General features: G+C 44.2%; 22 protein-coding genes. 10 read left to right on the top strand and 12 right to left on the bottom strand.

What is annotated here, in order from left to right; genetic code table 11:
• The first annotated feature begins 12 nt into the window (after positions 1 to 12).
• The 4 genes from AC0VYG_RS16065 (at position 13) to AC0VYG_RS16050 (ending at position 4,708) form a co-directional block, all read left to right on the top strand.
• Complete coding sequence (locus tag AC0VYG_RS16065; protein WP_475428962.1) at positions 13 to 654, top strand: YfgM family protein; 642 nt, start codon at positions 13 to 15, stop codon at positions 652 to 654.
• Between the two features lie 2 nt (positions 655 to 656).
• A complete protein-coding gene (gene bamB / locus AC0VYG_RS16060) occupies positions 657 to 1,790 on the top strand; it encodes an outer membrane protein assembly factor BamB (protein ID WP_475428961.1) in 1,134 nt (377 codons plus the stop codon).
• A gap of 92 nt (positions 1,791 to 1,882) precedes the next feature.
• Positions 1,883 to 3,220 (top strand): ribosome biogenesis GTPase Der, encoded by a 1,338-nt coding sequence (der, locus tag AC0VYG_RS16055; RefSeq protein WP_475428960.1) that lies wholly within the window; start codon positions 1,883 to 1,885, stop codon positions 3,218 to 3,220.
• A gap of 339 nt (positions 3,221 to 3,559) precedes the next feature.
• Positions 3,560 to 4,708 carry an enoyl-CoA hydratase/isomerase family protein gene (locus tag AC0VYG_RS16050; protein WP_475428959.1) on the top strand — a complete coding sequence of 383 codons (1,149 nt, stop codon included), beginning with the start codon at positions 3,560 to 3,562 and terminating at the stop codon, positions 4,706 to 4,708.
• A gap of 33 nt (positions 4,709 to 4,741) precedes the next feature.
• Here AC0VYG_RS16050 and AC0VYG_RS16045 read toward each other — a convergent pair whose 3' ends face one another.
• Positions 4,742 to 4,894, bottom strand: a complete 153-nt coding sequence (locus tag AC0VYG_RS16045; protein ID WP_475428958.1) for a DUF2496 domain-containing protein — start codon at positions 4,892 to 4,894, stop codon at positions 4,742 to 4,744.
• Positions 4,895 to 5,054: 160 nt separating this feature from the next.
• Between AC0VYG_RS16045 and AC0VYG_RS16040 the strand changes: the two genes are divergently transcribed.
• Entirely contained in the window at positions 5,055 to 5,702 is a 648-nt protein-coding gene (locus AC0VYG_RS16040) for a class I SAM-dependent methyltransferase (RefSeq protein ID WP_475428957.1), read from the top strand.
• A gap of 170 nt (positions 5,703 to 5,872) precedes the next feature.
• On the top strand, positions 5,873 to 8,134 hold the full coding sequence (locus AC0VYG_RS16035; RefSeq protein ID WP_475428956.1) for a YgiQ family radical SAM protein: 2,262 nt from the start codon (positions 5,873 to 5,875) through the stop codon (positions 8,132 to 8,134).
• Positions 8,135 to 8,193: 59 nt separating this feature from the next.
• On the opposite strand, the gene hpaR is transcribed toward AC0VYG_RS16035, so the two are convergent.
• The 9 genes from hpaR to AC0VYG_RS15990 form a co-directional block, all read right to left on the bottom strand.
• On the bottom strand, positions 8,194 to 8,625 hold the full coding sequence (hpaR, locus tag AC0VYG_RS16030; RefSeq protein ID WP_475428955.1) for a homoprotocatechuate degradation operon regulator HpaR: 432 nt from the start codon (positions 8,623 to 8,625) through the stop codon (positions 8,194 to 8,196).
• 272 nt (positions 8,626 to 8,897) lie between these two features.
• Positions 8,898 to 9,812, bottom strand: a complete 915-nt coding sequence (locus AC0VYG_RS16025; RefSeq protein ID WP_475428954.1) for a p-hydroxyphenylacetate 3-hydroxylase reductase component — start codon at positions 9,810 to 9,812, stop codon at positions 8,898 to 8,900.
• Between the two features lie 132 nt (positions 9,813 to 9,944).
• The gene (locus tag AC0VYG_RS16020; RefSeq protein ID WP_475428953.1) at positions 9,945 to 11,114 is read right to left on the bottom strand and encodes a p-hydroxyphenylacetate 3-hydroxylase oxygenase component; all 1,170 of its coding nucleotides are present in this window, start codon (positions 11,112 to 11,114) and stop codon (positions 9,945 to 9,947) included.
• 269 nt (positions 11,115 to 11,383) lie between these two features.
• Positions 11,384 to 12,574, bottom strand: coding sequence for a multidrug effflux MFS transporter (locus AC0VYG_RS16015; protein ID WP_475428952.1), 1,191 nt, complete (start codon positions 12,572 to 12,574; stop codon positions 11,384 to 11,386).
• A 152-nt stretch (positions 12,575 to 12,726) separates the two neighbouring features.
• On the bottom strand, positions 12,727 to 13,632 hold the full coding sequence (locus AC0VYG_RS16010; protein WP_475428951.1) for a helix-turn-helix domain-containing protein: 906 nt from the start codon (positions 13,630 to 13,632) through the stop codon (positions 12,727 to 12,729).
• Between the two features lie 159 nt (positions 13,633 to 13,791).
• Positions 13,792 to 14,598, bottom strand: a complete 807-nt coding sequence (hpaI, locus tag AC0VYG_RS16005; RefSeq protein ID WP_067014403.1) for a 4-hydroxy-2-oxoheptanedioate aldolase — start codon at positions 14,596 to 14,598, stop codon at positions 13,792 to 13,794.
• 10 nt (positions 14,599 to 14,608) lie between these two features.
• On the bottom strand, positions 14,609 to 15,412 hold the full coding sequence (gene hpaH / locus AC0VYG_RS16000; protein ID WP_475428950.1) for a 2-oxo-hept-4-ene-1,7-dioate hydratase: 804 nt from the start codon (positions 15,410 to 15,412) through the stop codon (positions 14,609 to 14,611).
• A gap of 10 nt (positions 15,413 to 15,422) precedes the next feature.
• On the bottom strand, positions 15,423 to 16,193 hold the full coding sequence (locus AC0VYG_RS15995; protein ID WP_475428949.1) for a fumarylacetoacetate hydrolase family protein: 771 nt from the start codon (positions 16,191 to 16,193) through the stop codon (positions 15,423 to 15,425).
• Positions 16,194 to 16,201: 8 nt separating this feature from the next.
• Complete coding sequence (locus AC0VYG_RS15990) at positions 16,202 to 16,939, bottom strand: fumarylacetoacetate hydrolase family protein (protein WP_475428948.1); 738 nt, start codon at positions 16,937 to 16,939, stop codon at positions 16,202 to 16,204.
• A 337-nt stretch (positions 16,940 to 17,276) separates the two neighbouring features.
• Here AC0VYG_RS15990 and hpaE point away from each other — a divergent pair, with 337 nt between their 5' ends.
• Both hpaE and hpaD read left to right on the top strand, forming a co-directional pair.
• Positions 17,277 to 18,740, top strand: a complete 1,464-nt coding sequence (hpaE, locus tag AC0VYG_RS15985) for a 5-carboxymethyl-2-hydroxymuconate semialdehyde dehydrogenase (protein ID WP_475428947.1) — start codon at positions 17,277 to 17,279, stop codon at positions 18,738 to 18,740.
• A 143-nt stretch (positions 18,741 to 18,883) separates the two neighbouring features.
• Positions 18,884 to 19,813, top strand: coding sequence for a 3,4-dihydroxyphenylacetate 2,3-dioxygenase (hpaD, locus tag AC0VYG_RS15980; protein ID WP_475428946.1), 930 nt, complete (start codon positions 18,884 to 18,886; stop codon positions 19,811 to 19,813).
• 121 nt (positions 19,814 to 19,934) lie between these two features.
• Here the strand turns inward: hpaD and AC0VYG_RS15975 are convergent, their stop codons facing one another.
• Positions 19,935 to 21,059 (bottom strand): SO_0444 family Cu/Zn efflux transporter, encoded by a 1,125-nt coding sequence (locus tag AC0VYG_RS15975; RefSeq protein ID WP_475428945.1) that lies wholly within the window; start codon positions 21,057 to 21,059, stop codon positions 19,935 to 19,937.
• Between the two features lies 1 nt (position 21,060).
• Positions 21,061 to 21,504, bottom strand: a complete 444-nt coding sequence (gene zntR / locus AC0VYG_RS15970; protein ID WP_475428944.1) for a Zn(2+)-responsive transcriptional regulator — start codon at positions 21,502 to 21,504, stop codon at positions 21,061 to 21,063.
• A gap of 247 nt (positions 21,505 to 21,751) precedes the next feature.
• Here zntR and AC0VYG_RS15965 point away from each other — a divergent pair, with 247 nt between their 5' ends.
• Both AC0VYG_RS15965 and AC0VYG_RS15960 read left to right on the top strand, forming a co-directional pair.
• The gene (locus tag AC0VYG_RS15965; protein ID WP_475428943.1) at positions 21,752 to 23,542 is read left to right on the top strand and encodes an EAL domain-containing protein; all 1,791 of its coding nucleotides are present in this window, start codon (positions 21,752 to 21,754) and stop codon (positions 23,540 to 23,542) included.
• A 14-nt stretch (positions 23,543 to 23,556) separates the two neighbouring features.
• Positions 23,557 to 25,689 carry an ATP-binding response regulator gene (locus AC0VYG_RS15960; RefSeq protein ID WP_475428942.1) on the top strand — a complete coding sequence of 711 codons (2,133 nt, stop codon included), beginning with the start codon at positions 23,557 to 23,559 and terminating at the stop codon, positions 25,687 to 25,689.
• Positions 25,690 to 25,709 lie beyond the last annotated feature (20 nt).

The following is a 25,709-nucleotide window of genomic DNA, read 5'->3' as shown; positions in this document are numbered from 1 at the left end:
GAGGGATAGAAAGTGTCTGAGTTAAAGACTGAAGAAGAACAAATTGAAGCGTTTAAACAGTGGTGGAAAAAGTACGGCACGATTCTTCTGATTGCTGTTGTTGTTGTCGTTGGTGGGTATTTTGGTTGGCAAGCATGGCAGCGTAGCCAAGCAGTGCATATTAGTGAAGCATCTGCTCTATACCAAAATTTGCTTCAAGCATCTGGGGATTTATCGAATAAGGATAACCAAAAAACCGTTGCCTACATTTCTAATCAGCTTAAGAAAGACTACAGCGATACCGGATATGCCATGCTTGGCCAGCTTATTGCGGCACGCTTAGAGGTTCATAATAAGGATTATGATAAAGCGATTAGTGATCTTGAAGCAGCGGCGAAAGCAACAGATGACGCTTCTTTTAAAGCCATTGCTTATGTGCGTATTGCTCGAGTATTGGCTCAAAAGGCCGATTATGCCAAAGCGTTGGCGACCCTTGATCAGGTGACTGAACCGCAATTTTTGGCGCAACGAGAAGAAACTGCGGGCGATATTTATTTATTACAAGGTAAGCGTGATGAAGCGCGCATGGCTTATGAAAAAGCTAGCAAGGCTCTGGGTGATAAAGTACAACATCCTTTGCTTGATATTAAACTTAGAGACTTGGTGAAAGGTTAATTATGAGTAAGTCACTTCTCGCGGGCGTTGTATTGGCGGCCTTGATGTTACAAGGGTGTTCTAGCTCGCTTCCTGCATTACCTGATCCCAAGCCCATTAAAAGTGAAGTGGATCTGCATAGTACCTGGCGGACTGGCGTGGATGGTAACTTTGGGGAATCCAGCGAACGTTATAACATCGTAGCAAAAGACGGTTCGCTGTTTTTTGTGACCGATGAGGGGACGGTTTATCAACTATCGCAGAAAAATGGCGATAAAATAGAGCGTATCGACACCAAATACAAACCAAGTGCAGGCGTGACAAAAGTTGGCGATAATATCTATTTTGGTACCTATAAAGCTCAGCTTGTGTCGGTCTCTCTAAAAGATAAGAAAGTAAACTGGGTGAAAACATTAAGCTCAGAAGTCTTATCAAGTCCGGGTTATGCTGATGGTAAATTGGCTGTGCAAACAGGTGATGGCTGGTTAACCGTAATGGATGCGAAAACCGGGGATGTGTTGTGGCGCGCGAAAGAGGATTTGCCTCCGTTGACTGTGCGTGGTACAAGTGCCCCTATTATTGCTGATGGCAAAGTCATTGCCGGTTTTGCTGATGGTCATGTGAAAGCTTATGACTTGAAAACAGGCAAAACGGATTGGGAATACGCCGTTGGTATCCCCAAAGGTCGCTACGAAATAGAGCGATTATCCGATGTGGATGGTCGTCTGGTAGTCAAAGATGGTGTGGTTTATGCCATTGCTTATAATGGCACGCTTGCCGCCCTGTCATTGCAAACAGGACGCCCTATTTGGCAGCGTAATATTTCAAGTGATGTTGGGGTAGCACTTCGAGACAAGTTGTTGGTTGTGGTGAGTCAAGATAGTACGGTCTATGGCTTAAATGCTAGCAATGGTTCGAAAATTTGGGTCAATAAGAATCTGAAAAATCGAGCTTTGATTACGCCTGAGTTTTTTAGAAATTATGTCGCTGTCATGGGCAGAGGCGGTTACGTGTTCTTGCTTGATCTGAAAACAGGTAAAGTGATTGCACAAGAGGTCGCTCATGATGATGTGCCTTCGGGCAGTCGTATGGTGTCGGCTGATAAGCAATTGTTTATACTGACGCCTGACGCTGATGTGACCGCATTAAGTTATTGAAGTCGGCTTCGACTTTTCTAACCAACGCATTTAAAGAGGCCGCCATGCCAATATAGGGATGGTGGCCGTTTTGTATTTTTATAGGTAATAAAATGATTCCAGTTATTGCATTGGTAGGTAGACCCAATGTTGGTAAGTCAACACTGTTTAATCGTCTGACGAAAACACGTGATGCTTTGGTAGCCGATTATCCAGGCTTAACGCGTGACCGTAAATACGGTGATGGTAAAGTGGGTGAGCATGAGTTTATCATCATTGACACGGGTGGTATTAGCGGCGATGAGCAGGGTATTGATGAGAAAATGGCTCGTCAGTCATTGTTGGCCATTGAGGAAGCCGATGTGGTGCTGTTTCTTGTTGATGGTCGCCATGGTTTGAATCCGGCTGACGAAATGATTGCCAATCATTTACGTCGTGCGAATAAACCGGTTTATTTGGTGGTCAATAAAACGGATGGGGTGAATGAAGATATTGCGTTAGCCGATTTTTATTCAATTGGTTTAGGAGAATTGCATCCCATTGCCGCGGCACATGGTAAAGGGGTTCACGTCTTAATTGATAAGGTCATGTTGCCTTTTGCTGAGCAAGTTGCCGAGGCAAAAAATGATATCCAATTGTCTGCGCGAGGTATTCGTATCGGGGTAGTGGGTCGACCAAACGTAGGTAAATCGACATTGGTTAACCGCATGCTGGGCGAGGACCGTGTGGTGGTTTTCGACATGCCAGGTACAACACGGGACAGTGTGTATATCCCTTATGTTCGTAATGACAAAGAATATACCTTGATTGATACCGCAGGTGTGCGCCGTCGTAAACATGTGAAAGAAGCCGTAGAGAAATTCTCCATTGTGAAGACCTTGCAAGCGATCCAAGATGCGAATGTGGTCATTGTAGTGATCGATTCCCATGAGGATCTGGTTGAACAAGATCTTCATATGATTGGCTATGTGTTGGATGCAGGGCGTGGTGTGGTGATCGCTGTGAATAAGTGGGATGGCCTAACGAAAGATGAGCGTGAGCACATTAAAAATGAAATTGAGCGTCGTTTGGGGTTTGTTCCTTATGCGAAAGTGCATTACATTTCTGCTTTGCATGGGACCGATGTTGGTAACCTATATGACACAATAGAAGCGACTTATGATTCTTGTTACGCAAAATGGTCTACTAATCGTTTAACACGAATTTTGGAAGATGCTGTCGCAGAGCATCAGCCTCCATTGGTGAACAGTCGTCGTATCAAGTTGCGCTATGCTCACCAAGGGGGATCCAATCCACCGCGTATTATAGTTCATGGCAATCAGACCGATGCGTTGCCTGGTAGCTATAAGCGTTATTTAGAAAATAAGTTTCGAACGGTGTTGAATATTACAGGTACCCCTATCTCGTTTGAGTTCAAGTCGGGCGACAATCCATACGCGACGAAAAAGTAACGCTGAGAGGAAGAGCTGTGAATGATGAGCTTATTTACTGTCTCTTACTTTTGATTTACGAAAAAACCCCTTGTGTTTATCAAGGGGTTTTTTTATGTTTAGAGCGTAGCCTTGTTATAGTTAGATCCGAACATGGTGTCGCCACCGACACTACGAGTAACCATATAAAATAAACAGCTGGCCGTAGACAACAAGGTTGTTTATAGCATGTAAATGAGCATTTTGAGACTGGTTTAACAAAGCATTGTAAGGCGTTGTCGTCAAAATAGATCTTGCTGTGACAAAATGGTGAGCAAGGATGATAGCAAGCCATTCATAACAATAAGAAAGGAGAAGGTAATGGCTAATCGATTAAGTGTTGTAGAGGCCACTACGAATAGTAATAGCGTTATATTTGATGTCCTGCCGTTTGCAAAACAGTATAAAATGGGCTTGGTTCAATTAAACAGCCCTGAGTCTTTAAATTCCCTTACATTACCCATGATTCAAGCAATATACACTCAACTGGAAGAGTGGGCGATGGATCAAACCATTGTCGCTATCTGGTTGGAAGGGGCGGGAAATAAGGCGTTTTGCGCGGGCGGCAATGTGGTTGACGTCTATCGTAGTTTAGAGAAAGAAAGGGATACCTCATATTGTGAACAGTTTTTTCGTGAGGAATATGCGCTTGATTATTTGTTACATCGTTTTTCAAAGCCTGTAATCTGTTGGGGAAGCGGCTATGTGATGGGCGGCGGTATGGGGTTAATGATGGCTTCTAACTATCGCATTGTCACGGAAAAGAGCCGCTTATCTATGCCGGAAATTAGTATTGGTTTGTACCCTGATGTTGGTGCAAGCTACTTTTTGAATCAGTTGGAAGATGATGCCATTGCACGTTTTTTGGCCTTAACGGCTTATCAAGTTAATGCCACGGATGCCTGTGAGATTGGGCTAGCAACACATTATTTAATGGAGCAGGATTGTGCCGAGTTGAAGCAACGATTAATGATGGCTCAAATGACAGATTTGAACCCTGAAAAAGTCACGCTGATTATTGAGCAGGCATTGTTTACTTTGTCTCAGTCTGATGACTTGCCTTTGCTAAAACCCGAGTTGACTGCGCTATCTCCCACTGTTGTCAGTTTGATGACAGGAGATATCCATAATATTTATGCTTCCATGTTATCCTATTCTCCAGAGTGTCCTGCCATGACAAAAGCTAAAAATACCTTTTTGACAGGCAGTCCTTTGTCGGCCCATATCATTGTGCAGCAGCTTGAATGGGCAAAACAAAAAACCTTAGAGTCGGTTTTTGCGCGAGAATTAGAGTTATCTGTATCTTGCTGTCAGCAGGGCGATTTTGTCGAAGGCGTGAGAGCCTTGTTAGTGGACAAAGATAAGCGCCCTAAATGGCAGTATGGACGAATCTCAGAGGTTCTTGAAGAAAAGGTACAGATCCTCTTAGGTAATCAAAAGTTAATCGACACGATGGATGCAGGAGGGTAATCCTTTAGCCTGGCAGCGCATTTTGTATCTGGTCTATTGCTCTTCTTGCTTTTGCTTGGCTTTGAAGTCATTAAGGGTAATGGTCAAGGCATCGATGATGGTTTGGTTGTCGATGTTGCTTTCTTCTAACATCTCGATAAGATCGACAGCGAGCTTGATATGGGTGGGAGCATTGTCTAGAGACATTTTTTTTCCTGTCTATTAATTGTCGTATTTGACCTGTAAAAACAAAGAAGCGAACTTATAATAGTATGTGTCGCAAAGGTGTGTCCTGTCTTTATTCAGATATTGTCTAAGAATACAGGGGACAAGACAATGAAATCTGTGAGTACTCCGTGAGGTTGTTGTGATTACGAATGAGTTTTGGCTAGATCGTTGGCTAAATGGCCGGATAGGATTTCATCAGGAAGGAGTCAATGCTTGGTTGGTAGAGTACTGGCCAAGCTTGCCGAAAGGCAGTCATGTATTAGTGCCTTTATGTGGTAAGTCCAATGATATGATTTGGCTTGCTGAGCAAGGCTATCAAGTAACAGGGGTGGAATTATCACCTTTAGCCGTTGTGCAGTTCTTGGGGGATAATGACTTAGCCTATGAAACGCAACAGGTAGGGGATTTAAAAATCCATACCGTTGCTGGACTACCGCTGCGTATTGTTGAAGGGGATTATTTTCTTTTTAACGAGGAGCATTTTGATGCTTGTTATGATCGGGCCGCCATGATTGCGATACCTGAAGAAATACGAGCGGACTATGTGGCGCATACAAAAGCACGCTTGTCTCCTAACGCCACGTTATTGTTAGTCTCCACCAAACATGGCGGTGAGGAAGAGGGGCCTCCATTTTCCGTAGAAGATGACAGTATTGTCGCCATGTGGGGCGATGCGATTCAGAAAGTGGCCTCAGAAGATTTGGTGCAAGCTAACCCACAGTATAAAGAGCGTGGCTACACTTTTTTTGAAGAGAGTGTTTGGCATATAGTGCCGCAACAAAGCTAACGACAAATAGCGTGAGTAGTTAATAAATATTCTTTATATGGCTTTGGGGATTGGCGCTGTTTACCTGAGTCGTTTTCTGGGATAATGCCGGAAAATTCACTTGATAAACGATGTCTTCATAATATGACAACGCCATTATGTTGAATATTGATTAAGACTAAGAGCCGCTAATGACCAAACGACATAAAACTGCCAAAGAGCTTTTCTCTTACCCTCTATATTGGGCAGAGTGCTATGGCATCTCGCCTTTTTTGCCAACCACACGAGAAGAAATGGATGCGCTTGGCTGGGACAGCTGTGATGTGATCATTGTCACAGGGGACGCTTATGTGGATCATCCTAGCTTTGGTATGGCAGTTTTAGGTCGTTTATTGGAGTCAAAAGGTTATCGGGTGGGGATTATCGACCAACCAGACTGGCGCAATACGGAGGATTTTATGCGCCTTGGTCGACCGAATTTATACTTCGGTATTACCGCTGGTAACATGGACTCTATGATCAACCGTTATACGGCGGACCTTAAAGTTCGTAATGATGATGCTTATACGCCTTATGGAATAGGCGGCAAACGCCCGGATCGGGCTGTCATTGTCTATTCACAGCGTTGTAAACAGGCTTTCCATGATGTGCCTGTGATGATTGGTGGTATTGAAGCCAGCCTGCGTCGCATAGCCCAATACGATTATTGGAGCAACGAGGTACGCCGCTCTGTGTTGATTGACTCTACGGCAGATATTCTGCTTTATGGTAACGCGGAGCGAGCCATGCTTGAGGTGACTCATCAAATGGCGATGGGGAAAACGCTCGATGAACTCACGGATATCCGAGGCACGACCATTGTGCGTAATGCCCCTCCAGGTGGCTATACTGAGATTGATTCCACCCGAGTGGATTGGCCTGGTAAGGTAGAGAAAATCTACAGTCCTTATGAGTACATTCCAGAGGGAAAGTGTCAGTCTACAGGAGAAGCTGACAACGATGTAATGCCGATTCGCGTGATTCCTGCTCCGCTCCGTCGAGGAGAAAAATTAGAAATGGAGAAGACCTATATTCGTCTTCCTTCGTTCGAAAAAGTGTCTAAAGACCCCGTGTTGTATGCGCATACATCACGTATTTTGCATTTGGAATCGAACCCTCACAATGCTCGGGCTTTGGTACAAAAACACGGCAAAAAAGAGATATGGGTGAATCCACCACCGATTCCATTAGAAACCTCTGAAATGGACGGGGTATTTGATTTGCCCTATGCACGCGTCCCGCATCCTAAGTATAAAAAAGCGCGTATTCCCGCTTATGATATGATTAAAACGTCGATCAATATCATGCGTGGCTGTTTCGGCGGCTGTACTTTTTGTTCGATTACGGAACATGAAGGTCGAGTGATTCAGTCCCGTTCACACGAGTCTATTTTAAAAGAAATTGACGACATCAAAGACAAGGTGCCGGGCTTCACGGGACATATTTCTGATTTAGGTGGACCCACGTCAAATATGTATACCTTGAATTGTAAGGATGACGAGATTCAAGCCTCCTGCCGTAAGCTGTCTTGTGTGTACCCAACGATTTGTTCTAATTTGAATACGGATCACAGTCCAACGACTCAGTTATATCGTAAAGCTCGAGCCGTTGAAGGGATTCATACCGTATCGATTGCCTCAGGGTTACGCTATGACCTCGCCGTAGAAGACCCTGAGTATGTTCGAGAGCTTGTGACATATCATGTGGGCGGGTTATTAAAAATTGCCCCTGAGCATTCTGAGCAAGGTACGCTGTCTAAGATGATGAAACCAGGGATGGGGACCTATGATCGCTTTAAGAAAATGTTTGATAAGTTCTCCAAAGAGGCCGGCAAGAAGCAGCATTTGATTCCCTACTTTATTGCGGCTCATCCCGGAAGTTCGGACGAGGATATGATGAATCTGGCGGTTTGGTTGAAAACCAATGACTTCAAGCCTAATCAAGTACAAACCTTTTACCCTTCGCCCATGTCATTGGCCACTGCAATGTACCACTCTGGGAAAAACCCATTGAAGCCTGTGACCTACAAAAGTGAAGAGGTTTATACGCCGAAAGACTATAAGCAGCGGACGGTACAGAAAGGCTTTTTGCGATACCATGATCCCAGTAATTGGCAAGATTTACGTAATACCTTGATCAAAATGGGACGTGCGGATTTGATCGGCCACGGTGCGAATAAGTTGGTGCCCGCTGAAGACAAGGATAAGCAAATACACCGCCGGCCGAAGAAAACAAAAGCTGGTCAGGCGACAGGAGCCTCCCATAGCTCTAATCGCCCCACCATGGAAAAGAATACCGCTACAGAAAAAGCTCGTCGTAAAAATGCCCATGGTGGAAAGCCGTCTGGTCATCAAGCAGCGGGGGGCGTGGCTCAGTCAGCGAAGCGTCGTAAACCCAAGGTGAAGTCTCGATAGCTAACCATATTGCTAATATGATCATAGAGCAGACATAAGTGCTATGCCTGTCGAGTTGATTAGTCGACATGGCTTTCTAGGGCAATGACGTCACTTAACAGAAGGCTTAATTCCTTGAGCTTATCTTCACCTAATTTGCGAATCAAACGCTGGTAAGCGGCATTGACTTCGGGACGGAACTCCGCAACCACTGAGATGGCTTTAGGTGTCAATGATAATAAGGAAATGCGCTGATCTTGGGGGGATTTTTTCCGAGTAATATACCCTTCTTCTTCAAAGCGTGTGACGATACGAGTTAGGCTTGGGCTAAGAATACAGCTAAGATGCGCCAGCTGCCTAACCTCTAACTCTTCATGATCGTTCAAAACCCTTAATACTCGCCATTGTTGTTCCGTAAATCCCACTTTTTGTAGCACGGGCCGAAAGAAATTCATTGATGATTCACGTGCCCTTAACAACTGTAAGGGTAAAGAGTCTTCTAATTTTTTCATGAGAGAATAGGGAATCCTAAGACCATTTGAGTGATTTGCAGTCGAAAATGAAAAGCAACTGCCTTCCTGAGTTTTGCCATAAAATCAAAGTTTTACATGTTAAGTAATGAATGGCAACAAGCAATATATAACGGTTTAAGTGACAAGTACCTGTCAGAGTATAGAGTGAAGATAGGCTTTTTTATAATTACGAAGTTTAATAAGCAGCCCAGTAAAATGAGTTTACCAAGCTGCTGGACTAAATTGTTGTTATCTACGAAAGGAGCAAAGGGTCAGGAAAGCTGTTTGATTAAATGTTGGAGGCTTTGTTTGAATGTGGTTAATTCTTTATGGTCAAAGTCAGCAAACAGTGTACTCTGTTGTTGATCTGAAATCGCCCACAGGTGCTCTGCAGCATCGAAACCTTTTGTTGTCAATTCAAAGCGTTCATTGATTAGTCCAAAGGATTTAAGGCTTTCAAGGGCATTTGTGACATCCCTGGATGGAATAGTAACGAGGTTATCTAGATCCTCTCTGGTAATGTTTTTAGCATCACTCAGTACCAATAAAATACGCGCTTCACCTGTGCTTAATCCCGTAGAGGACTGTTTGGGCAAATAGTTCATTTGGACTTTTTGCAGCACTTTATGCATGAGATAAATCGCGCTGTCATGGAGTCTTGCTAGAGTCTCTCCTGATGCCACATTATTGGCAGCTGTTTTTGCTCCAGTAAATGACACCGCACCAGCATAGCTTCCTTGCACATAAAGTAGGGGGGCACGGCCGTGATTTTCAAAAGCGACGACTTTGCCAATCATTATCCAATGATCTCCACCATCGACAACTTGGTATTTTTCACACTGAAAATTCGCCGCAGTGTTTGGCAATATAGGAGCGCCGCCAACGCCCGAAGTGTATTCAATGTTGGCAAATTTATCGTCACTGGGTTTTGCAAAGTTATTGGATAAGTCTATTTGATCGGCCGCTAGTATGTTGACGGCAAAGTGCTCTGATTGTTCAAAGATTCTGTAGCTACTGGAAGTTTTAACAATACTCCACAGAATAAGTGGCGGATCAAGTGACACCGAGTTAAAGCTGTTCGCAGTGACGCCGACTTGTTTTCCATTGGATGATTTAGCCGTCATAACAGTAACGCCAGTCGCGAAATTGCCCAGACAGCGTCGGAATTCTTTAGGGTCAAAGCTCATAGTATTCTCTCTTATTATTATGTATGTATTTTTTTAAAGGGGGCAGATCTCTTAAAAATAATGCCAGTATCAGTTACAACCCGGTCTGGTGTTTAAGGAATCTGACCCCTTTAAGGTGCCTTGAAAGTGAGATTATAGTAATGATGGATCCGGCTCTAACCCCATGACTTCACGGCCGAGGATTTGAGCGCAAACGTCATAATCTGTGTAAGCATGTGAACCAGTCATGTGAGCATCGCGGAATAAACGTTGTGCTTCTTTATCCAATAACCAGTTTGATGCACCAATGGCATCAAACAATCTATCAACGGCTTCAATACACATTTTTGTCACGTAGGCTTGGTTTGTACGCCAATGAGCGAGAGTGTAACGATCAGGGTAGCGATGGGCTTTAGCGTATTCAGCGTGCTCTTCCCATGTTTTTTCTAGGAAAGCACGAGCGGCAAGAATTTGGTGGGTCGATTCACCGGTACGAAGAATCGCTGGAATAGCGGCATGCACTTTTGCACCAGTGTAGGCTCGCACACGGTTGCTGGTCACTTCCTTGTAAACTTCGAGCATACGTTCGGCAATACCAAGAGAAATGGCCGAAAAGCCAGAAGCAAAATAAGGGCGGTAGGGTGAATAAAATAAATCACTGTCCGGATACAGGCCGTAACCAGCGGATTTGCCTTCCATCATATCTTTGGCTTTTTGAATGCGGTGTTCTGGAACATAGGCATCTCTAATTTGCAGCGTCTTTGTGCCTGAGCCTTTCATCGCCATCGCATTCCAATCGTCGTCGATGGTGTAATCGGTCGCGGGAATCACCGCAAAACAGTAATCTTTAGCCCCTTCTTGATTATCACGTAAGAAGCCAACAATGGCCCATTGGGCATGATCACAGCCACTGCTCCACTTCATATCGCCATTGAATAGGATACCGCCTTCCGTTTCTTCATAGCGGCCAAAGGGTGCAATACTACTGCTTGCTAGTGCATTTGGATCATTTCCCCAAATCTCATCTTGTAGTTGCTTTGGAAACAAGGCAAGTTGATGGTTATGGGTACATAAAAGACTGAACGCCCAAGCCGTACTGGCACAAGCGCCCGCTAATGCAGCAATACAATCGCCAAATTCAGGAAGCGATATTTCATAACCACCATAGGCTTTTGGTAAAAAGGCTTTATGTAAGCCAACTTTTTTAAGAAGGTCGATATTCTCAGATGGTACTTTTCTGAGCTCTTCGGTATTGGTCGCATTTTTAGCGATGTCTGGTAGAACAGCTTGAAGGTCTTTTAATAAAGGATTAGCACGTTTCATTATTTTTCTCTCTATTTTATTTTTGTTTTGATTGGAACAGTATTAGACGGGAGCAAGATTTAATGAATGTGCTTTTTTCACAAAAGTTAGGACTTTTCTAGAATGTGGTGCTTGCCTGTTTAGAAAAACACCAAGACGGATGTCTCTTGAAATGGCAGGGATTTCTTGACAATACCCTAAGTGAAATAGATAGACTCACAAAATTAAGACACACTTTTCGATAGTCAAAATGCTTGGTGTGATCATCGGGCGGTTTTACGTTCAATATATCAAACCTGCTTAGTTCGCGTTATCAATGTGCTAATAAAACAGCTACTGCATAGTATGCCGCAACTTCCCATCATAATAAGTAAAATTTGCGGGGAGCCATCGAAAAGCAAGCTGGCGATGTAGCTGATCAGGCTCCCCATGGCAAATTGAACAGCAACCAATAACCCTGACGTGGTGCCGGCTTTATCAGGTAATTGGGAGAACAGAATAGCCAAGCTGTTAGCACCAATAGCGCCGGTAACCGATATATAAATCATGGTTGCAGCAATAAATAGCGTCATAGGCACCTGAGTGAAAAAGTACGCATACCAGATCATTAGTGTTGCAGAGAAAGAAACAAATATCATGCAATAAAGAGCCGCTTTCACCGTGAAGCGTTTACTTAAATATGAATTCAGTAACGTGATCAGGATGATGGCGAATATATTGGCCGAAAAGAGCATAGCGTAGTGCTGCTTTGAAATATGGTAATGCTCTATGTAAATAAAAGAGGAGGTCGCAATAAAAGCAAACATACCAGCAAACGAGAACGCATTAGTTAGTGCGTATTGAACCACGAGAGGTGCCCGTAAGCAGATGAGATAGTTTTCCACATAGTGAGTAATGTGAAAGGATTGCTTTTTCTTACTCTGTTCAGAAGGCAGAATCCAAATGCTGCTAAGTAGCGTGATAAGAGAGAATAAGGCTAGAACGTAAAAAATCCAACGCCAATCAAAATGGTCAACAATGGCGGCACCTAAAATGGGAGAAACGAGCATCACCATCATCGAAATGACGTGCATATAAGAAAGAATAGATGCGGCTCTTTTTAGTTCAAATAGGTCTCTTACCAGCGCTCTACCTAAGATAGAGGCTGCCGCACCGCCTAGGGATTGTAAAAAACGATAGGCAATAAGACTCTCACCTGAGGCCGCAATAGAACAGCCAAAACTGCTTAAAAGATAGCAGATAATGCCCACGATCAAGAGGCTTTTCCTACCTAATAAATCTGATAGAGGGCCAAAAAGCAACATGCCTAATGCCATCCCTAATAGAAAAACGGTAATGGTTGTTTGAATGATTTGATTGCTGGTTCCTAAATCATTAGCGATGGTTGGCAAACTTGGTAGGTACATATCGATGGATAAAGGACCAAATGCCACAAGGCAGCCAAGCAAGGGAATTAACAGTCTACTTTTTAACGAATTCATAAGGCTCGTTCTTCGATAACATGATTAATAGCAGTGGTCGCACAATCGAGATCTTAGTGTTCACTGCCTCTTTAAATACTAGTGGCTCTGAGTATCTTGAATTGCCAAGAGGCGAGTGTTTATCAATCCACTTCAATTGGTTGAATTCAAGGTTAAGTTGGCTCTGTTCTGTGGTGTTTCCGAAACTCTGATGGGCTGATATTTGCGTGTTTAATAAAGAATCGAGAAAAATAAGAAGGATCTATATAGCCCAGAGTGTAGGATATTTCAGTTAAGTTTTTGTTGGTGTGGGTAAGTAGGCGTTTAGCTTCCAAAAGAATCCGACTATTGATCATTTTCTTTGGACTGACGCCGGTGATTTTTTTACACAGATAATTTAATCGGCTTTCATTGATGTTCAATTGCTGGCAATAGAATTGAATTTGTTTTTCTTTGAGGAAGTATTTCTCAATAAGAGTACTGAACTCTCTAAAACAAAGAATCTCATTTTGACTGTGTTGCTTTTTGGGGTGTTCTTCACCAGACAGTCTTAACATATTGATAAAAATAAGTTTTACAACAGATTCGATAGTGTTTTGTTGATAGAGCGAAGAATGCCCCCATTCTGCTTTGAGCATCTTAAAAAGGTTTAATAGTTGTTCCCAATACACTTTATCTGTTTCTGATGCCTTTTGTTTATCAATACAGAAGGGCATCAGCAAGGATTCTTGATTGCTGTATTTGTTCAACTCAACCATAATTTTTTGCAGGTGGCTACTATGGATGGTAATCACGTAACCAGGAGCAGTTGGTTCCGTTAAAAACGCATGAGGCGTTGCGGGTGGGGTGTAAAAAGCGGCACAATCTTCAGCCTTGAACACGTTTTGATCGATATTAAAAAGCGTTTTACCGGATAGAATAAGGTGGATTTGACAATACTCGGCATGCAAATGCATGGGCATATCGCGGCCAAAAAAGTCCGCCATCCTGCCTAGCACATCAAAGTGAATGGTCGCGTCTTGATAGGCTTTATCGTAGTCTTGACCAATATTAATATTCGGTATCCATTCTTTGTTCATGGTAAAGTATTCTTATTTTTATTAATGAATGATTGCTGTTAAAAAAGGCCAGCCTATGAATCGTCATAGTGCTGGCAAAAGTAAGGGTGATCAAGTATAGATCAGAAAACTGAATGCCGTAGGGAGGAGGCCGACATCCAGATTACAAGCAGCAGACGTCTAATAGACGGATACTGTTGCCTCTTCTAGCGAGTTGGGCTCACCTTTGAACTCACTCACTAAAGCCTTGGTGCTATTCATCAGTAAGCCAGTATCACTACCAACGGCGACAAATAACGCTCCTAAAGATAAATAATGTTTTGCTTGTTTCTTGTCTGCCATCAAGATACCGGGGGCTTTGCCAGCGGCTACAATCTTAGCAATACTTTCTTCAATGACCTTAACCACATCAGGGTGGTTAGGCTGACCAATATAACCAAGGGACGCACTGAGATCCGCCGGACCAATAAATACGCCATCGACCCCTTCAACCGCCAGAATGTTGTCCAACTCTGCAACAGCTTGAACGGATTCAATTTGCACCAATACACAGATTTCGTCATTGGCGGTTTTTAGATAATCAGGCGTTCTATTGAACTGTGAAGCCCGTGCTAGAGCACTGCCAACGCCACGAATGCCTTCTGGAGGGTAGCGAGTGGCTTTGACAATTTGTTTGGCCTGTTCAGCACTGTCCACCATGGGAGCCAAAATGGTTTGCACACCAATGTCTAAGATTTGCTTAATAGCCACATGATCTGCCCATGCAGGGCGAACAATAGGATGGCTGGCAAAAGGGGCAATGGCTTGCATTTGGCCAACCATTGTTTGCAATGTGTTGGGGGCATGCTCGCCATCGATCAACAGCCAATCAAATCCAGCTGACGCAATCAGTTCTGCGGTGTAGTTATTAGCGAGCCCTAACCAGAGACCAATCTGTGCTTGACGTTCTTTTAGCGCGGCTTTAAAGGTATTTTTTGGGGCAGACATTCATAACCTCCTAGGCAAAATGGCAAGAAACAGAACCCAATGGACCGTAGTCAACATTAAAGGTATCGCCTTTTCTTGCGGCAATGGGGCGTGTGAAAGAGCCGCCCAGAATAATCTGACCTGCTTCTAATTCCACATCAAATGGGGCCAGTTTATTGGCAAGCCAAGCGACACCATTAGCAGGGTGATTGAGCACGCCAGCCGCCACACCGGTTTCTTCTATGATGCCATTTCGTTGCATGATGGCGGCAGCCCAGCGTAAATCCATTTCATCCACTCTGATGGGACGGCCACCTAGAATGATGGCGGCGTTAGCAGCATTATCTGAAATCGTATCGAAAACTTTTCTTGGGCGTTTAGTCTCAGGATCGATAGATTGGCTGCGTGCGTCAATCAGCTCTAACGCTGGAACAACGTAGCCTGTGGCATCGTACACATCAAAAATCGTGCAGTTAGGCCCTTTCAGCGGTTTATCGAGAATGAAAGCCAATTCGACCTCGATACGAGGAACAATGAATTTGTCCGTGTCAATCTCACAGCCATCGTGATAGAGCATATCGTCCAATAGAGTGCCGTAATCCGGCTCATCAATTTGGGAGCTCATTTGCATGGCGCGAGAGGTTAAGCCAATTTTATGACCAATAATTTTACGGCCTTCACTCAGTTTGATCTGCACCCATTCGCGCTGGATGGCGTAGGCATCTTCAAAGGTGATGTCTGGGTAATCAAGGGAGATTTGACGAATCTGCTTGCGCTCTTTTTCCGCTTGGTTAAGGCGTTGTGCGCAGGAGGTAATAATATCTTTAGAAAGCATGTCTCTCCCCTTATTGTTTATTAATCGTTTTTAGGTATTCCGTTTCTGAAATGATGGTATTTTTAAGAACACCAACGCCTTCTACTTCAGTTGTCACCACGTCTCCGGGTTGCACATCGGCTAGACCTTCTGGTGTGCCAGTAAAAATCATATCCCCAGGCGACAAGGTCATGATGTCACTCAGGTAAGCGATTAACTGAGGGATATTAAAGACTAGGTCTTTCGTATTGCCTTCTTGCTTGAGCTCGCCGTTGATATAAGTACGAAGAACCAAGTTGTGAGGGTCTTTGACATCTTTCGCATCGACAAGGTAAGGACCGATTGGTGTACATGTGTCACGGCTCTTAACGCGTAAGTTTGGACGGTAGTAGTTTTCCAAATAGTCACGAATGGCGTAATCGTTACCCACTGTGTATCCACCCACGTAATCCATCGCGTCGTCGACAGAAACGTTTTTGGCTTGTTTGCCAATGACGACAACCAGTTCACACTCATAGTGCATGTAATCCACATTGTCTGGTCGATAGGTGTGTTGGTTATGACCGATCAAGGAGTTGTTGTTTTTTAAAAACACAAGCGGTTCATCGGGTGCTTTGAATGACAGCTCGGCCGCATGATCAGCGTAGTTAATGGCTAAAACGAAAATCTTTCCGTCACAAGGGGGTAGCCAAGTGAAGGAGCCTTCTTCAAGCACCTTGCCTGCTTGCGTAACGACTTGGTCTTTCTCGTTCACCGTGACATGCAAAGTTTCATGGTTAAATAGTATACGAGCACTCTTCATGTCTTTTCCTACTCCATTTCCACTGGGTTACTAAGTTGACCAATGCCGTCGATATCGATCGTCACGCTATCGCCAGGCTTGATTTCAAGCTCTGCAGAACGCAGTGGCGTTCCTGCAATGAGGATGTCACCCGCTTCAAGGGTCATGAATCCACTGATATAACTCACGATCTCTTCAACAGAGTGGATGAGCTGATTTGTGTTGGTTTCATGAACCATCTGGTCATTAATGACAGTTCGAATGGTTAGGTTGTTAGGGTTTTGGATAGATTCTTTATCAATAACCCAAGGGCCAATAGGGCAAAAAGTGTCACGACATTTGGCCTTGACGGCGGGGCGGTAAAACGACGTTTCCGCCAGGCTGACTTCGTTCACTACCGTAAACCCTTGAACCACATCAAGTGCGTTTTCAGCACTCACTCGTGTGGCGGTTTTTCCAATGACAATGCCTAATGCCGGGCCTGCATAAACAGGGCCTTTGTCAGCTGGCACCTTGATCGGAGCGCCATAGCCTAGGTGCGTGTTGTCTGTTTTGATATACAAAACAGGTGTTTTGGGTGGTTGCACATGGGGCTTCTCGTGAAAGCTTTTTTCGAGCGTCTTAACGAGGGCTTTATCGTTCAGCGCCACGCCGATGACGTTGCCTGATGTCGGAGGAAGGATAGTGTCGTCTAAGGGAATCTCAACACTGGCTTGGGCCGTTTTTGCAATGGCGGTATTTGATTCTTTTTGCCTAAAGTAAAACATTATTATTTTTGCCAAATGTAGTTAACATGTTAATCATATTTGCGTAAAAGAAAATCCTTGTCAACATCAATATGCGCTTTATTTGATGAATCGTTGACGATCTATGCTACGGATGCCATCAAGATTCTGCATCAAGTCCATTGGATACGTCTAACAATGCTGTTGGCCAATGCACCTGTACTGCTTAGTTGTGTCATTCGTTCTCGCAAATTAATTTGCTTTCTTTAAGGGTGTGGGCTTGACACCTTATTGCTGTTAAGTTTAATTTATTTAACATGTTAACTAAATTTGGGTGTAAAAAGAAAATACCTAATTTCTAGCTTGGAGAATGAAGACGATGATTAAGAACTTAATAAATGGGAAATGGGTTGAAAGTAAGGAGACGTTTCAAACCTTTAACCCTGCGACGGGAGAAGTGCTTGCCGAAGTGGCCCATGCGTCCGATACACAAGTCGCAGAAGCGGTCGCCGCTGCGAAAGCTGCGTTTCCTGCTTGGGCCAACATGCCCGTTGCTAAGCGTTCTAAAATCATTGAAAAAATGGGCGATTTAATTGCTCAGAATGTCGATGAATTGTCCGCATTAGAAACCGCTGATACGGGGTTGCCTCTCTATCAAACTCGCAATGCACTTGTGCCTCGAGCGTCTAACAATTTCTATTTCTTTGCCGAGAAGTCTCGTCAAATGAACGGCCATACTTATCCAATGGATGACCAAATGTTGAACTACAGTTTGTACCAGCCAACTGGTGTGTGTGCTTTGATTTCTCCGTGGAACGTTCCTTTTATGACCGGAACCTGGAAAACAGCACCTTGTCTTGCATTGGGGAATACAGCGGTTATAAAGCAGTCTGAATTGTCTCCTTTGACAACGGATTTCTTAGGCAAAATTGCCCTTGAAGCTGGGGTTCCTGCGGGCGTATTTAATGTGGTTCATGGTTTTGGTGGGACAACAGGGAACGCTTTGATTACGGACCCAAGCGTCAATGCTATTTCTTTTACCGGCGGCACGGCAACGGGTAAACACATCATTGCGAATGCCGGTCTGAAGAAATTCTCCATGGAGCTGGGTGGTAAATCTCCTGTGATGATTTTTGATGATTGCGATTATGAGCGAGCCCTAGATGCCGCCGTATTCGGTATTTTTTCCATCAACGGTGAACGTTGTACAGCCGGTTCTCGCTTGTTTGTTCAAGAAACTATTTACGACAAGTTCTGTGATGATTTCGCTGCTCGTGCCGCCAAAATCAAAGTTGGCGATCCAAACGATATGCAAACCCAAGTGGGCTCATTGATCTCTAAAGCGCATTGGGAAAAGGTCACTGGCTATATCAAGTTGGGCATTGAAGAGGGCGCGAAGCTCATTGCAGGGGGGGCAGATAAACCCCTTGATGAGCTTCCAGAACACCTAAAAGGCGGCCACTTTGTACGTCCAACCGCTTTCCGTGATGTTACCAATACCATGCGAATTGCCCGAGAAGAAATCTTTGGCCCTGTTGCTGTGATCATCCCATTCAAAGATGAAGCAGACGTTGTGAAGATGGCCAATGACAATGATTACGGACTTGCTTCCTACTTATGGACTCAAGATGTCAGCAAAGTACACCGCATTGCGCGTCAAGTAGAAGCGGGCATGATGTTTGTCAACAGCCAAAACGTGCGAGATCTTCGAACCCCATTTGGTGGTATGAAAGCGTCTGGCACAGGGCGAGAAGGGGGAGATTACAGTTTCGAAGTCTTCTGTGAACCTAAAAACGTCTGTATCAGTATGGGCAGTCACCACATTCCAAAATGGGGTGTCTAGGAAATGATTACCATGCAGAGAGGCGAGGTTCTCTCTGCATTTTATTATTGAATACTCAGTCAACCTTGAAGAGAACGTTGACTTTCAACCCATTTCTAAAGCGCTTCACGATTATGTGATCAATATAAAAGCGGAGAAAACGTATGGGTAAATTAGCCCTTGCTGCAAAAATAACGCATGTTCCCTCTATGTATCTTTCAGAGCTTGATGGTCCTCAAAAAGGATTTCGTCAAGCCGCTATTGACGGGCATTACGAGATATCGAAACGTTGTCGAGAATTGGGTGTCGATACCATTGTCGTGTTTGATACGCACTGGTTGGTTAATGCCAATTATCACATTAATTGTGCTCCGCACTGGGAAGGTGTGTACACGAGCAACGAGTTACCCCACTTTATCAATAATATGCCGTATGAGTTAGATGGTAACCCTGAGTTGGGTCGTATTATTGCTCAAGTATGTAATGAGCAAGGGGTGGAAACCTTAGCCCATGATGCAACCACCTTGGCACCTGAGTACGGAACGTTAGTGCCAATGCGATACATGAATGAAGACCGTCACTTTAAAGCCGTCTCTGTATCGGCGTTGCTAACGGTACATTATCTCAATGACTCGGCTCGTTTGGGGTGGGCGATTCGTGAAGCGATCGAAAAGCACTACGATGGTACGGTGGCCATACTTGCCAGTGGTTCGCTTTCTCACCGTTTTGCGCAAAATGGCCAAGCCCCAGATTTTTCCACCAAAGTGTGGAGTCCATTTTTGGAAACTTTGGATCATCGCGTCGTTGAAATGTGGGAAAACGCAGAGTGGAAAACATTCTGCGAGATGCTGCCTGAATACGCCGCAAAAGGTCACGGTGAAGGATTTATGCATGATACCGCCATGTTATTGGGCGCATTAGGTTGGTCGGATTATGATCAAAAAGTAGAAGTGGTGACGCCCTACTTTGGTAGCTCTGGAACGGGGCAGATCAATGCAATTTTTCCTATCTCACCACAAACGGGGGAGGCGGTTCCTGGCCCGCAAGCTTCTGTTGAAAATGGCTCGTTTGTTTATGGTAAAAGTCGCTTGTGATGTTGGCAATTGGTAATCTGTTACCAGTTGATCAGAGGAGACCATTTTCGGGATAATCCGGATAATTATCCCGAAGTGTTTTTATAAATAAAAAATGATTCACTCACACAGTAATTCTTAATCATGACGTTTGGGTTTCATTGCAACAGCTGTCAGTGATGCGACTTTTCATTTTCCTAACCAAAGATAGGATAATTAATAAGGCGAGTAATACGCCAGCTGATAGTGTCGCCCACGCGGGAAGTAGCGCCTCGTCTTGACCCAGTTGTGGCATCACCTGAATGTTAAATTGTGTAACCGCTAGGTCAACCAAGTAACCGAAGAAGAGAGCACCACCTAATACGCCAGTTAAATACCCCATTAGGGCTCGTTTACCGAGCTCTTTGCTGACAACACCAAGTGTTGCGATGTTTGTTGCTGGCCCTGCCATCATGAAAACCAACACGGCCCCGGGTGAAACGCCTGCTAATAGAAGGCCCGCCGCGATGGGGGTGGAAGCGGTCGCACAGATATACATTGGTATAGATACGATTACCATCACCAGCATTGCAAGCAGTCCGTTCCCCCATTGTGCTAAAAAAACATCTGGTAAGTAGGCTTGCACTAACGCTGCGAAGCCAAGGCCAATCAATAACCAAAGGGCGGTGTCATCGAGTAACTCTGTCGTCGAGTAAACAAGCCCCGAGCGTATTTTACTGGCAATGCTGCTGGGTTCTTGTTTCTCATCATGGTTTTGACCGCAACAAGAGGAAGTTGTTTTCGTATTCGATGAGCAACAGTTTGTACTGGTCTCTTGTTGTTGACTGGAACAACAGGTTTTAGGCATTGATGTGGTTTGATTGTCTTTGACTTCGTCTTTACCAACCAAGATTCCTGCAATAATGGCACTGCAAACTGCAGCAATAGGGCGCACAATGGCCATAAAAGGCCCAAGTAATACATAAGACACCGAAATGGAGTCCACTCCCGTTTCAGGCGTCGACACGAGAAAGGAGGTGGTGGCCGCTTTTGATGCCCCCGCACGACGTAAGCCAACCGCCGCAGGAATAACCCCACAAGAACAGAGAGGGAGTGGGGCGCCGAATAAGGCGGCTTTTATGGTGGTTTTTAAGTCATGTCCCCCAAGTTGAGTCGTCATCCAAGACATGGAAACAAACATTTTTAACATGCCAGCAAGGACAAGACCGATGAGTAGCCAAGGAGCAGACTCTAAAAAAAGCACGTAGAAATGTTCTAAAAAAATCATCTTAGTGCGCCTCATGATGGTGATGTTCATGGCGAATTTGGCTGGTATCAGACTCCAGAGCCTCTAAAATCGTACAGTGCTCGGCGCTTTTTTCGCCGCCACAACAAGCGTCTGATAAATGTTTTAGGGAAGTTTGAAAGCGTGTTAATTCGGCGAGTTTCTGCTCCACATCAAGCAGCTTTGCATCCACTAATTCTTTAACATCCGCGCAGGCGTTATTGGCTTTATCAACTTCAATGGACAATAACTCACGTATCTCCGCTAAACTAAATCCCACCCCTTTTGCGCGGAGAATGAACTGCAGTATTTCCTTGTCTTTTTCCGAATAAAGACGATAGCCTGAATCGGAACGATTAGACGGGCTCAGTAGGCCGTTCTTTTCGTAAAAACGCAGTGTGTCATTATTGATTTTGCAGGCCTTTGCCAATTCGCCAATTCGATACATAGTAATGACCCTCTCCATGAGCGATGACATTAAGTAGTGGATGAGTAGTCAGTATAAACCTTTGAGTTAAGTCACAGGTCAAGGCGTTTTTTTATCGTATGAGGTTTTTTTCACGACATCTGTCCATGCGCAACAAAATAAGACAAACAAATAGAGCAGAATCGACTAGATTTATAGAACGATCTATCAAATGTAACTGTCTGCAGTAATTGTGATGAGTTTATAGGGATGGAATTAGGGTGTCTGTATGAAAAAGATGTCGACTGTTTTAATTGTAGACGATGTTCCTGAGAATTTGCGTGTACTGAGCGACGTTATCGCCAGCGAAGAATGTCAGGTCATGGTTGCCAATTCCGGTGAGCGAGCATTAGAGCTTTTAGAGCGAAACAAACCGAATTTGGTGCTGTTGGATGTCATGATGAGCGGGATTGATGGCTTTGAAACTTGTCGTCGAATTCGTGCGAATCCCGCACTAGTGGATTTGCCTATCATTTTTGTCACGGCTTTAGTTGATGACATTACTAAGGGGTTTGCGGCCGGTGGAAATGATTACATCACCAAGCCTATTCGAGTCGATGAAGTACGGACCCGTGTTGAACATCAATTGGAACGCTTCTATTTACTACAACAGCTTAAAGAGTTAAATAACACGCTTGAAGAACGAGTGCGTGAACGAACTCACGATCTCAATGCCGTTAACCGAAGTTTACAAAAAGAGGTCAGCGAGCGGCGCTATATGCAAGATCGTTTAAACTATCTTGCCCAGCATGATTTTGTCACCAAACTCTATAATCGAGATGCCTTAGAAGAACATGTGACCCACCTTATTTCAGGTGTTCAGCATAAATCGAATGTGAGTGTACCTTACTTTGTCCTGATTGATATTAATGAATTCCGTTTGATTAACGATGCTTGCGGTTGTGTGGCTGGCGATAGTCTATTATTTCAAATCGCACAGATTATCAATCGTGTAGCCGATCCCAAAAAATATTATTGCGCGCGTCTTACGGGCGATAAGTTTGCCATCGCGGTAGGCCGAAGCCGCGCACAAGATATTGAAGCTTTTTTTGAACAGCTCAATACGGAAATAGGGCATTTTGTTTTTACTTGGGATGGTCGAAATTTTCCGACATCCATTACTCAAATCGCCATTCCCATTACCATAGAAATGGTGACCTTTGAACAGGTCATTATGATTGCGGATGAGGTGAGTTACGCTTCGAAACAATCTGGTTCTTATCAACGGGTAGTGGTTGATGAAAAAGAACTGGCCCTTGATGAACGTCGTAGTAATTTAAATTGGGGGCTAATCATTATCGATGGTCTGGAAAAAGACTTATTTGAAGTGCACTTTCAACAGGTCTTTTCTCTTGATAGCGACAATGAGGATAAGAAAAAGCGTATTGAGATATTGGTACGGCTACGAGATGACAAAACAGGTGAACTCATTTATCCGAATGATTTTATCCGCTCTGCTGAGCGCTTTGGTATTGTCTCCAAAATTGATCGCTGGGTCATTCAGCACACTATGATGCAATTGGCTGAACGTCCTGAGCTTTGGAACAGCATTGACCAAGTGGCTCTGAATGTGTCAGCTTTATCGGTGAGAGAGCCGGATTTTGCTCCCTTTATACTGGATACTTTACAGAAGTATCAGTTGGAAGGGGATAAATTTTGCTTTGAAATTACCGAAACAGAGGCACTCAATAATTTCACTGAAACGCGCTATTTTATGTCTTTGCTGCATGAGTCTGGCTGCAGCATTGCCTTGGATGATTTTGGAGCGGGATTCTCGTCTTTCTCATACTTAACAGACTTACCATTTGATGTGATCAAGATAGATGGCGAGTTTGTTCGGGATATGCATGTGAATAGCATTCATCACGGTATGGTCGATTCCATTGTTAAATTGGCTAAGATGCTGAAAAAACCCGTAGTGGCTGAGTTTATTGAACATCAAGAAATTGTGGTGGCTCTACGGGAGTTGGGGGTGGAATGGGGGCAAGGGTATCACTTTCATCGACCTGAAAAACTATAGCGGAGGCGCTTGGAATGCCTGATTTTGAGTTGTTTGATTGGGTGCTGTTTTTGTTTGTTGTGGTCTTTTTTGTCGGTTCGTTGCTGTTGGCTAGACAGTGGCGAGCTTTGTCATTAGAAAAAGAGCGGCATTTTAGAGCCATTCATAATGCTCAGTTTGGGTTATGGCAATGGTTTATTAAGCCTGATCGCTTTGAGTTGTCTTTGGATTTTATTGAAGGCTTTGATGAATACCACTTGCAAGTGCAAACAAAAGACGATTGGCTTGAGCATTTGAGTGAAGTCGATAAAGAAGCCTTTATTGACTGGCTAATGGCAATAAAAGAAGGGAGTTCAGAGCCCGGTTTGCGTTTGAGTATGAGTTCTGAACATGGTGTTGCTCATTGGATAGAGATGCGTGGCAGTGTGGTCGAAAGCGATGGAAATAATCAGCCGACCTGTATTGCTGGTACGGTTCATTGTATTTATCACCTTGTGGCGCTGCAAGAGTCATTCTTAAAAGAGACAACACATAAAAATAAGATAATGACCACCGAAGAAGCGCTTTATTACTTGGGAGAAAGTAAAGACGCGTTGGACGATGAAGAAATATTTGGGGATGATCTCTCTAAAGAGGAATCTTCTCATCATACTCTCTCTGCTGAGGCTTCCCGAGAGCATAATCCACGCACGTTAGGCACTAATGAGCTACATATTGATCCCGCTTTACAAAAAGAAGCTCAGCAACAACAAAGCCAAAGCTATTTTCTGGCCAATATGAGCCATGAAATCCGCACGCCGCTAAACGCCATCATTGGCTACGCGCAATTACTGAGTGAAGACACACACTTTGAGGGCGTTGCCCATACAAGGTTCCAAGCGATTATTGCCGCAGGCGAGCGCTTGTTAAATATGCTCAATGATATTATTGATATTGCGCGTATTGAGGCGGGTCGTTTGGATCTGCAGGGCCACAAAATCAAACTTCATAAAGAAATTAACCAAGCGATTGATGTGATTCGCCAAAGGGTTGAAGACAAAGGCCTTGATCTCAAGGTAAACAATCAAGTTAGTGAAGGTCTGTGTGTTTGGGGGGATTCTGTTAAGTTACAACGTATCTTCCATAATATTCTAACCAATGCCGCGAAGTTTACGCATCAGGGTGATATCTCTGTCAGTGCCTCATATGAAAATGAAATCTTACGCCTTACCGTTCAGGATACGGGCGTAGGTATAGATGAACAGTTACTCGAACACTTGTTTACGCCATTTGTTCAAGAGCGAAATAGCGGTGTTGAAAAGAGCTCAGGGCTAGGGCTAGCGCTAACGAATACGTTAGTGAAGTTGATGGAAGGACAGTTAAACATTGACAGTGTATTAGACGAGGGCACAAAAGCGACCATCCTGTTGCCTCTTAAAGAGGAGGTTGAAGATATTATGCCGATATTATCCGGTGAAGATATGAGCCATTTACATTTGAATCGAAGCATTCAAGTGCTGGTGGCAGATGATGACGATTGGTCTCGAGATATTCTTATTACGTTACTCGAAAAAGCAGGGAGTCAGGTTTGGGAAGCAGAGCACGGAGAAGAGGCTTTAGCCTTGTTTAAGAAGCATTCCCCTGATCTGGTGTTGACTGATATTCGCATGCCCAAGATGGATGGCCGTGAGTTGCTGCAAGCCATTAGGGCGCTTCCTCAAGCTGAGCCTATTCCCGTCATTGCCGTAACGGCCTCAACACTGATTCAAGAGCATCAAGCCTTGATTGATGCAGGCTTTTGGGAAGTGGTGTCTAAACCCTATAAAGTGGCGGAGCTTTATCAGAGTTTAGTTAACCACATTGAGGATTTATCTTTTGTTTATGATAAGGAACCTCAAGAGACAGATGAAGGGAAGGAAAGTCATCATCCTAAGGCGGCTGACGGCCTAAAAGCCGCCCCATTGGTGACGAGTTTAACCCCTGAAAATTGGCGCCCACTCCTACTGGCCGCCAAGGAAGGTGATATGCAGCGAGCAGAAAAGTGTTTCCATGCCATCTATCACAACATGCCAAGTCAGCAGCGTCATGCAATCAAACAGGCATTAGAACAGTTTGATTTAGGATTGGTCGAGCAGCACGTTAAACAGTATTGTCCAGAAGCGATTAAGCATGATTTAGGGGATGTGTGAGCAAATAGACAGCTATCTCC

This window comes from Marinomonas sp. 63XJN7_7_ISO-PGPR-S23-202 (assembly GCF_056173505.1).
Note: the sequence above shows the minus strand (reverse complement) of the source record. Positions and strands in the feature narration are given on the sequence as shown.